9 protein-coding genes, 1 other RNA gene and 1 pseudogene are annotated in these 8,675 nt (G+C 56.6%); 4 read left to right on the top strand and 7 right to left on the bottom strand.

The window, feature by feature from the left end; genetic code table 11:
- The first annotated feature begins 52 nt into the window (after window positions 1-52).
- The 3 genes from ACVWY9_RS13895 to ACVWY9_RS13905 all read left to right on the top strand — a co-directional run bounded on the left by ACVWY9_RS13895 (window position 53) and on the right by ACVWY9_RS13905 (window position 2,227).
- The gene (locus ACVWY9_RS13895; RefSeq protein ID WP_457389005.1) at window positions 53-1,252 is read left to right on the top strand and encodes a C45 family autoproteolytic acyltransferase/hydolase; all 1,200 of its coding nucleotides are present in this window, start codon (window positions 53-55) and stop codon (window positions 1,250-1,252) included.
- A gap of 3 nt (window positions 1,253-1,255) precedes the next feature.
- Window positions 1,256-1,685: RNase P RNA component class A (rnpB, locus tag ACVWY9_RS13900), an RNA gene on the top strand.
- Window positions 1,686-1,894: 209 nt separating this feature from the next.
- Window positions 1,895-2,227 carry a hypothetical protein gene (locus tag ACVWY9_RS13905; protein ID WP_238376897.1) on the top strand — a complete coding sequence of 111 codons (333 nt, stop codon included), beginning with the start codon at window positions 1,895-1,897 and terminating at the stop codon, window positions 2,225-2,227.
- Window positions 2,228-2,272: 45 nt separating this feature from the next.
- Here ACVWY9_RS13905 and ACVWY9_RS13910 read toward each other — a convergent pair.
- A pseudogene (locus ACVWY9_RS13910) lies at window positions 2,273-2,431 on the bottom strand (TetR family transcriptional regulator); the annotation flags it as partial.
- A gap of 259 nt (window positions 2,432-2,690) precedes the next feature.
- On the opposite strand from ACVWY9_RS13910, the gene ACVWY9_RS13915 reads away from it, so the two are divergent.
- On the top strand, window positions 2,691-3,575 hold the full coding sequence (locus ACVWY9_RS13915) for an acyl-CoA desaturase (protein ID WP_011432498.1): 885 nt from the start codon (window positions 2,691-2,693) through the stop codon (window positions 3,573-3,575).
- Window positions 3,576-3,654: 79 nt separating this feature from the next.
- On the opposite strand, the gene ACVWY9_RS13920 is transcribed toward ACVWY9_RS13915, so the two are convergent.
- The 6 genes from ACVWY9_RS13920 to petM all read right to left on the bottom strand — a co-directional run bounded on the left by ACVWY9_RS13920 (window position 3,655) and on the right by petM (window position 8,103).
- A complete protein-coding gene (locus ACVWY9_RS13920) occupies window positions 3,655-3,915 on the bottom strand; it encodes a hypothetical protein (protein ID WP_414343320.1) in 261 nt (86 codons plus the stop codon).
- Between the two features lie 281 nt (window positions 3,916-4,196).
- On the bottom strand, window positions 4,197-4,460 hold the full coding sequence (gene pedR / locus ACVWY9_RS13925; protein ID WP_011432496.1) for a photosynthetic electron transport-dependent transcriptional regulator PedR: 264 nt from the start codon (window positions 4,458-4,460) through the stop codon (window positions 4,197-4,199).
- A 154-nt stretch (window positions 4,461-4,614) separates the two neighbouring features.
- On the bottom strand, window positions 4,615-5,874 hold the full coding sequence (locus ACVWY9_RS13930) for a sensor histidine kinase (protein WP_457389008.1): 1,260 nt from the start codon (window positions 5,872-5,874) through the stop codon (window positions 4,615-4,617).
- 72 nt (window positions 5,875-5,946) lie between these two features.
- On the bottom strand, window positions 5,947-6,714 hold the full coding sequence (locus ACVWY9_RS13935; protein ID WP_011432494.1) for an SDR family oxidoreductase: 768 nt from the start codon (window positions 6,712-6,714) through the stop codon (window positions 5,947-5,949).
- Between the two features lie 193 nt (window positions 6,715-6,907).
- Window positions 6,908-7,882 carry a ketopantoate reductase family protein gene (locus ACVWY9_RS13940; RefSeq protein WP_457389010.1) on the bottom strand — a complete coding sequence of 325 codons (975 nt, stop codon included), beginning with the start codon at window positions 7,880-7,882 and terminating at the stop codon, window positions 6,908-6,910.
- Window positions 7,883-7,995: 113 nt separating this feature from the next.
- Window positions 7,996-8,103 (bottom strand): cytochrome b6-f complex subunit PetM, encoded by a 108-nt coding sequence (gene petM, locus ACVWY9_RS13945; protein ID WP_414329137.1) that lies wholly within the window; start codon window positions 8,101-8,103, stop codon window positions 7,996-7,998.
- Between the last annotated feature and the right edge of the window lie 572 nt (window positions 8,104-8,675).

Raw genomic sequence — 8,675 nt, forward strand, 5'->3', positions numbered from 1 at the left:
TCTCGTTTTGACAAATTGGCCAGGAACTTCTTGAGTTTTCTCTATCTCGTCAGTGCTCTCTTTTGGCTCAAATGAAAGATCAACACAACCTAGTTACGCCCGCCAATTTGCCTACCGCTGTGGTCTCACCTGGCAGCAGGCCCAGACCCAAGCAGAGGGATCCCTGCCCTGGCTAGAGCGCCACGTGCCCTACTTGCTGGAAGAAATCCAAGGCATTGCCGCGGGGAGTGGCTTCCGTTTTGCCGAGATTCTGGCCCTCAATTTGCGCACCGAGATTTTATCCAGATCGGTTGTCGGTGGATCCCATCCCAACTGCGCCGCTGCTCTGGAACACAATCTCCAAAACGGGGTGCCCCAGCACCCACCGGATCCTGCTCATGAATTCAAGGGGATTGATCTCATCGATCCAGCCCAAGCCAACCCGGATGGGGGAGAATGCACCACCCTGGCGGCCTTGCCCCAGGCTACCTCCACCCACCACACCTACTTGGCCCAAACCTGGGATTGGATCGGGGAGCAGCGCAGGGCCTGTGTGCTGTTGTGCGTTCGCTCCGATAACCACCCTGCCTACCTCACCCTGACCGAAGCTGGGATCCTGGCCAAAATCGGCCTCAACCGAGCAGGGTTGGCCGTGGCCCTCAACCTCTTGCGCTCTACCCTAGATGGGCAAACCGAGGGAATGCCGGTGCATTTGCTATTGCGCTTGTTGTTGGAGTGCGAGGAGTGGCAGCAAGCTGTGGAGAGGGTGAGATCCTATCCTTACACCGCGTCCTCTTGTGTCAGCGTTGCGGGTACCGCAGGACAGGCGGTAGGCCTACAGCCCGCTAGTGCAATCAGCTTTGAAATCAGTCCACGAGGAATTGGCCTGCATCTCCCTCAAGGAGGGATCCTCGCCCACACCAATCATTTCCTGGATCCGGCCTTGCGAGAAGATGGCTGCCCCCCCCCACACAGGATCCTCCACAAGGCTAGAACGGGCCTATCATTTGCTTCGCCAGAGTGCTCAAACGGGAACCCTAGAGGCGGTCACTCTTCAAAAAATCCTACAAGACCGGACGAATGCCCCCCACTGCATCTGCCGCTATCCGGATCCCCATCTGCCCGTCTGGGATCGCACCGAAAGCGTGGCGGCTGTGGTGATGGATTTGAACCGGCAAATCTTACACCTGGCCCCCAACATTCCCGATCAAGTGGAGTTTGTACCGATTTCCGGGATTTTCTAGGTTTGGGAGATGCAGTAGGATCGAGCTGAAGAGAGAGGAGGGGCAGGCGATCGCGTCCTTGCTGTCGCCACCAGACAGCGGGATGAGGAAAGTCCGGGCTTTCAGAAGAACACACCGCTGGGGAAAGCCCAGTGCGGGTAACCGCGAGGATAGTGCCACAGAAACATACCGCCGATGGCTGGGATCCCAGCACAGGTAAGGGTGCAAAGGTGGGGTAAGAGCCCACCAGCAACGTCGTGAGGCGTTGGCTCGGTAAACCCCGGTGGAAAGCAAGGCCGCAGCCGCAGGACTATGGCTGTTCTTCGCCCCTGTTGGCTGCATCGAGATCACGGTACCCAAAGTGGGGAAGGGTGCTCTCGATGGTGGTGAGCCGCTAGAGGGTGATGGTAACATCACTCCCAGATAGATGATCGCCAGTGCAACTCTGCACTACAGAACCCGGCTTACAACCTCCTCTCTTTTCTATCTGGTCTCTGTTGGGTCACGCCTGCCATCCACAGCTCCACGCAGGCTTGCAGAAGGGGGGGGATCCTGGCGGTTTCGGCGCCTTTCTCTGATTTTTTAGATTTTTCATCCGATAGCTGCCCCTCAACAGAGGGCTCGGTTCCGTCGGCGCCAACGGAAGGCAACTCGGCAGTTACCGCCAACATTGCTGCTCCCAAAATCATTACATGCAAAACCCCAACGGCTGCATAAAGGCGATCTGGCTCGACAGATTGCAACTCAGAGTTGGGAAATCGCCGCAAATACTCTGTCAGCTGTTCTTGGGCCTGAGAAAAACCCATCCGCAAGGCGCGACGATGTTCCTCAGAATAAAGACCAGCCTCCCCGACCAGGGAGCGCACCAGTTCAGGATTATCGGCCAAAGCCCGAAAACAGGTGTGGACATAGCGCAGGAGAATGGCTTGCAACCCAGAACCTTGAGAGGGGGCGGGATCCGCCTTCAGAGGCAGATCGGCAATGCCGGAAAAAACCCCCAACTCGCCAAATACGGCCAGGAGTAACCCTTGCTTGGTGCCGAAGTGCCGAAACAGGGTGACCTCATTCACTCCGGCCAAATCTGCAATTTGACGGGTGGTGGTCTGGGTGATGCCCTGACGAACGAACAGCTCCCGAGCCGCATTCAGCAGCCTTTGCCGAGAAGAAGGACGTGCCATAGTGAGGAGAAAACCTGAAGAATTGCGGCGGGCTGCAAGTGACGCTTGCATTTACGGTGGAATACCGCTAGGCTTAATGTCAAGCGAGAGGATGTCGGCGGCGTTGCCTCTGCTCCTCTTCTTCCTGTGTAGCCAAGTTCATCACAGCGGAGCACATAGCAAGTCACCGCTGGCTATGGCGGTGTCTTCAGGGGTTTGACTCCGTTTCCACGTTGGGCCGCTGTTATCCGGCGGCCTTAACTTGGGCTTTGTGTTTTGGCTCTTTCCTAGTCAGTCTAGTCTACTTCTTCTTCTGAGGTTTTGTGGGTTCATGACCACTTCTTTTTCTCGCCAATCGCTGAATCATCCCGCTCCGCTCATTCAGCCCGAGCCCCAAGAGTCCTTTCGGTTTGCTTGGGAACATGTGCTCTTCTTTGCCATCTTTCACGTGGTGGCTTTGGTGGGAGGCATTTTCTTCTTCTCCTGGCCCGCTCTGGGAGTAGCCCTATTTCTCCACTGGTGTTTCGGCAGCTTAGGCATCTGCTTGGGGTACCACCGCCTGCTCAGCCATCGTAGTTTCCAGGTGCCCAAGTGGCTGGAATATGTCTTCACGACTCTCGGTGCCCTGGCCGTTCAAGGGGGGCCGATCTTTTGGGTGGGCGGCCATCGTCAGCACCACGCCTTCACCGAAGACGAGGAGAAGGATCCCTATTCTGCTCGTAAGGGCTTTTGGTGGAGCCACATACTCTGGCTGATCTACCACCGCGAAGAATTTTTCAACCCTGAGAAGTATTCTGCCTTTGCGCCGGACTTGGCTCGGGATCCCTTCTACCGCTGGCTGGATAGGTACGCCCTGCTTCTGCAGCTGCCATTGGCCGCGATACTCTACCTGCTGGGAGGCTGGTCATTCGTCGTGTACGGTATCTTTGTGCGGACAGTGCTGCTACTGCATTGCACCTGGTTAATCAACTCGGCCAGCCACTTCTGGGGTTACCGGACTTTCGAGAGCAATGACAATGCTCGTAACCTTTGGTGGGCGGCCATTCTAACCTATGGTGAAGGCTGGCACAACAACCATCATGCCGACCCGAAGTGCGTTAAGGCCGGTTTGCGTTGGTGGGAGATCGACATGACCTACTGGGCCATTTGGCTGTTGGCGAGATTGGGCCTGGCTCGTAAGCTGCACCTGCCTGCCCAAGGCCAAGCTGCTCGCTGAACTGGTTTTTCCCAGACCTTGCAGAGGAATCATCCGGGGATCCCTATCCCTAGGGATCCCTTTTGGGTTGCAGAGAGAGCTAGTCTTCTAAGGGGCTGTACTGCCACGCTCCATAGTGGTCAAGAATACGCTTAATTTGTTCTATGTCGGCATCGGGTTCTTGATGAATATGCAATGCCTCTATTTGGCTGTCTTGGTAGCGAAAGGTGGAGTTTTTTTTCCACTCCAGCTCCGTTTTCACCCCTGAAACACAAGCCAAATGGGCAGCCAATTCCCGATAAACCATCAGGGGCATAGAATCGTAGCGAACAGCGTAGCGTTTCAGCTTGGGGACGCTCACGTATGACAACCCAATCAACGTAGCTCAAAACAACTCAAGTATAGTCACTTCAAGCTAGATTAAGACGCTTCCTAACTACTCCGCGGTGTCGCCCAAATGCTCCGCATCACTTCCGCGAGCCCCCCAATCCCTCTCCCTAAGAGAGAGAAGAGCTAGGAAGCACTGCAACGGAACAGTTTCATTCCTCATTGAAATGACTATAACTTCTGGGCAATACAGTCACCAAAACCCCCCCGCTCAACACTCTTTGCTGGACACTTGACCGGCAAAATGGGATGGGACTAAGCAATTTTGTCATCGACCAAAGTGCAGCAGTTTACCTGATCCAGGCAAATCTTTCCCCATTGCAAGGCCCAGCGTACTAAGGCCACCCGATTTGCCGTTCGGGTCTTGCTCAAAATGTTGCTGATGTGATTGTCAACGGTGCGTTTGCTGATCTCTAAGCGTTCCGCAATGTCCTGATTGGTCAGTCCTGCCGCAATCAACTCGATGACTTGCAGTTCCCGTTCGGACAACAAGTCCGCGGAATGATAGTCGGTGCCCATTCCGAATGCCTGCTTAAGATGAACTGTAAGGATTACCTACCCCAATTCTAGGGGATCACCCCTGAGATGGACAGCCCTGCAGCAGGGAAATCTTGAGCGATTCTCGTCCAGATTCTGGCTGCGGGCCACTGACGCGAGCGTTTTCGGATAGGCTTCACAAGGGATCCAGGTGCTTCCGGGGCAGTTCCACCTGAACCCACAGCCCACCGGTTTGCGGGTGATTGCGCAGTTGGATGGTGCCCCCGTGAACCTCGACAATTTGTCGCACAATTGCCAGCCCTAGGCCGGTTCCGCCTTTGCTGCGGGCCCGCGCAGTGTCGGTGCGGTAAAAGGGCTGAAAGACCAACTCAAATTGATCTTCTGGCAGGCCGGGGCCGTGGTCGTACACCTCTAGCCGCACCTGGGATCCCTGCTCCGAAAGCACCACGTGGATAGGAGAGTCGGGCTTGCCATACTTGACGGCGTTGTCCAAGAGATTGAGGATGAGGCGGTATAGGCGTTGCTCATCTCCCCAGAGGTAAATCTGGGACAATCCGCTCAGGTGCAGTTCCTGGTGTCGAGGCTTGGCCAACGGCTCTACACTTTGCCAGGCCTCGCGCACCAAACTTGCCAGATCCACCCAACGCCATTGGGAGCGGGATGCGGCTCCCAAATTGAGGGCGCTGAGTTCGAGCAAGTCTTGAACCAAATGGCTCAGGCGCAGAGTTTCATTTAGCAATCGTTCCACCCAGACTGCTTGAGCGGCATCGACCCGGCTTTGTAAAGTTTCGGCCAGCAAGCGAATGGAGGTGAGGGGGGTTTTCAGCTCGTGAGCCACATCCGAAGCCCAGCGATCCCGCTGTTGGGCCAGCATTTTTGCTTCCAGCCGGTCTTCTAAAAAAATGGCCACGTGCGCTTGCGGCAGCAGCAGCCCCCAAGCCCGCAGCGGAATCGGTTTGCCATCCCCACCGGAAGGGTAGAAAATCCATTCGCGACTTTGGACAGGAGCAGCGGTCTCCTGTCGGCGGGTAGCCTCGATGAGCTGATCCAACTCATAGGAGCGCACCCATTCCAGCAAGAGCTTGATGCCCGGCTGCCATTGGCTGATGCGCAGCAGGCGCTGGGCGGCAGGATTGCACTCCAGCACCACGTTGTTTTCGTCTACCCGCAGATATCCCCAAGGGAGCCGCTGACTCAGGTATTGCCAGTTTTGCAGTTGCTGTTTTTGGTTGGCCCAATCCAGATCTTGTTGGCGAAGATAACGGCTGAGCAAGCTGAGCATCTGTTCCAGGGAGTGGAGGGGCATGGCCAGATGCACCAGGGATCCCAACCGCTGCAATTCGCGTCTGAAACGGCGCCGAGTCTGCCACACCAGGAGCAACGTGCAAAGCAAACCGATTCCCAACCCGATCAGGATCCCGGCTTCCAGTCCCATGTTCCCACCACCTTTGCTGCCATTGTCGCTCAGGGAAGCAAGAGTGGAGGCGAAAGCCCGGTTGCCGGCCTCTTATCGACGATGTACGAGGGTGGTACTGGCTTGGTCGGTGGGCACAAGCAAGATCTCGCTGATGTTCACGTGGGGGGGACGGGTTGCCGCAAACACCACCACTTCAGCCACATCCATCGCCGTCAAGGGAGTGAGGCCCTGATACACTGCTGCCGCGCGGGCGCGATCCCCACGGAAGCGCACTTGGCTGAACTCGGTTTCCACCAGGCCCGGCTGAATCTCGGTGACGCGAATGGGGGTGCCCAGTAAATCCAGCTTCAGCCCCTCGGAGATGGCCCGCACGGCGGCCTTAGAAGCGCAATACACAGCGCCACCTGGGTAGGTCTGCCGACCGGCAATGGAGCCGATGTTCACCACATGGCCTCGACCTCGCTCCACCATGCCGGGCAAAACGGCGCGGGTAACATAGAGCAGACCCTTGAGGTTGGTATCGATCATCTCTTCCCAGTCTTGCAAGGCCCCCATGTGGAGCTTGTCCAAGCCACGACTTAAACCTGCATTGTTGACCAAGATGTCGATGTTGGCCCACGGCGAGGGCAAAGATTGAAGCGCCTGCTGCACGGCTGCCCCATCCCGCACATCCAAAGCCAGCAGGTAGGAAGGAGTGCCGTAAGCCTGCTGCAATTCCCCAGCCAGTTCCTGCAGCCGATCCTGACGGCGGGCCACCAGAATCAGGCGGGCTCCAGAACGGGCAAAAAGGGTGGCACAAGCGGCCCCAATGCCGCTACTGGCTCCGGTGATGAGCACGATGGAGTTTTCAAGCATCATTTGCTAATTCAAATGCTGTGATTTCAGTTGGGTTGAGTCGGAGAAAAATGGACAGCTACCTTCAGCTTCCTCGTCAGTTCGAGGCTACAGCCATTCTAGGAGTTCGAGCCACTTCCCCAAGGGGAGTCTGGGATCCGGTAAACGAATCGTTTCGCTGCCGTTCGGTAGCGACCCTACCGCTCCCTGCAAGAGCCTAAAGAGAGCGCTCCAGCAGCTTGACGCAAGCATACAGAGTATCCAAATGGGGAGTGGGCACGCCCACCAAACGCCCCAACTCGGTGATGGCTCCCACAATGGCCTCGATCTCCGTCCGTCGCCCCAGCTCAACATCCTGCAGCATCGAGGTGCGATGGGATCCCACGCGGGCTGCATCTTCTAGCCGCTCTTCCAAAGAGACCGGCAGCCGGATCCCCAGAGCTTGGGCCACAGCCTCAACTTCCTGCATCACCGACCGAACCAAAGCACGGGTGGGTGGGTATTGGGCAATTTCATCTTGAGCAGCCCGGGTGAGGGCGCTGATGGGATTGAAGGCGGCATTGCCCCACAGTTTCTGCCAGATCTCGGCCCGAATCTGCGAGGTGAGGGTGGTGGCAAGCTGCGCCTGTTCAAAGATGGCGGCCAAGGACTGCAGCCGTCCTGACAGGGATCCATCCGGCTCCCCCAGAATGTAGCGCCCACCCCCTGTGTGCAAGACCACTCCCGGCTCTGCCAACTGCACGGCAATGTACACCACACAGCCAATCACCCGCTCTATCGGCAAATGAGCAGCGATAACCCCTTCTGGATCCACGGAAGTCAGGGAATGCCCCTCAAACTCGCCGCCATGCCGGTAGAAGTACCACCAGGGGATACCATTCTGGGCAATCACAATGGGGGTGTCGGGGCCACACAGGGATCCCAGTCGAGGGGCAAGCTGCGGCAAGCTGTGGGCCTTGACCGTCACTATCAGCCAGTCCTGTGGGCCCAGGGCAGCCGGATCGTCGGTGGCTGTCAACCGCTCTACCCAGGTTTGGGAGGGATCCCCCTGCCGGATGAGCTTCAGACCTTGGGTGCGGATGGCCTGCAGGTGAGCTCCACGGGCCACGACACTGACGGGAAAGCCAGACCGAGCCAGGCATATGGCCAAGTGACTTCCCACCGCCCCAGCGCCAACGATACAAATCTTCATGAGTTTATCATCTTTCCGCCACCCACCTCATATCCAGGTGGCCAATTGACATGGAATTGACATGGAGCTGTAACAAGGCCCGATACCGGGCCCGGGAGAAATCCTCGACAGCTTTACTCTGCCCCCCCTTGGGTCACCCTTAGGATCCCATATCCAAGTGCCACGCCCACCAGGGTCAGCACAATGCAGAGTCCAGCAATGGTGAAGATCTCGCCAGCCATAGATTCAGCTTCCTCGCAAATGGGATACATCGCCTTCTCAGGATATCGGATCCCAAGCCCTGGCCTTCACTCCAAGGGTGTAGCGGCCCAAACCCAACTCCTCGAAAAACAGTCGTTCTCCCAGACTTGATGAGATCCGGCTATCCGCCTCTATAATGAAAGCAATTTACAAGTCTTTACCGGCATAGGCTAAATTGTAATGCCTACAGCCGTAAAGCTTGTTTGGTGGCTCTCGAATGGCCCGTTGGGCCTCGCGAGTTGTGGAAACGGTTCTAAGTAGGGTCTTGAAGCGCTAGGGATCCTGACTTAACGGGAAACTCCTGAGCAGTTCTTGCCAAAGAGCCGTTCAAGGAAACTGAGGCAAAAGACCCAGGAGTTGAGTCTTTATACCTAGGCTCCGCTCTTGCTTCGAAGAAGCAAACTTTGTAGTTTCATCAACGTCCTCATTCATTTAGATGTCTTTAAGGAGTAGTTCAGATGACCATAGCGGTAGGGCGCGTGCGTCAGGAGCGAGGATGGTTCGACATCGTCGATGACTGGCTCAAGCGCGACAGATTCGTGTTTATCGGCTG

The organism is Thermostichus sp. OS-CIW-31, assembly GCF_054060305.1.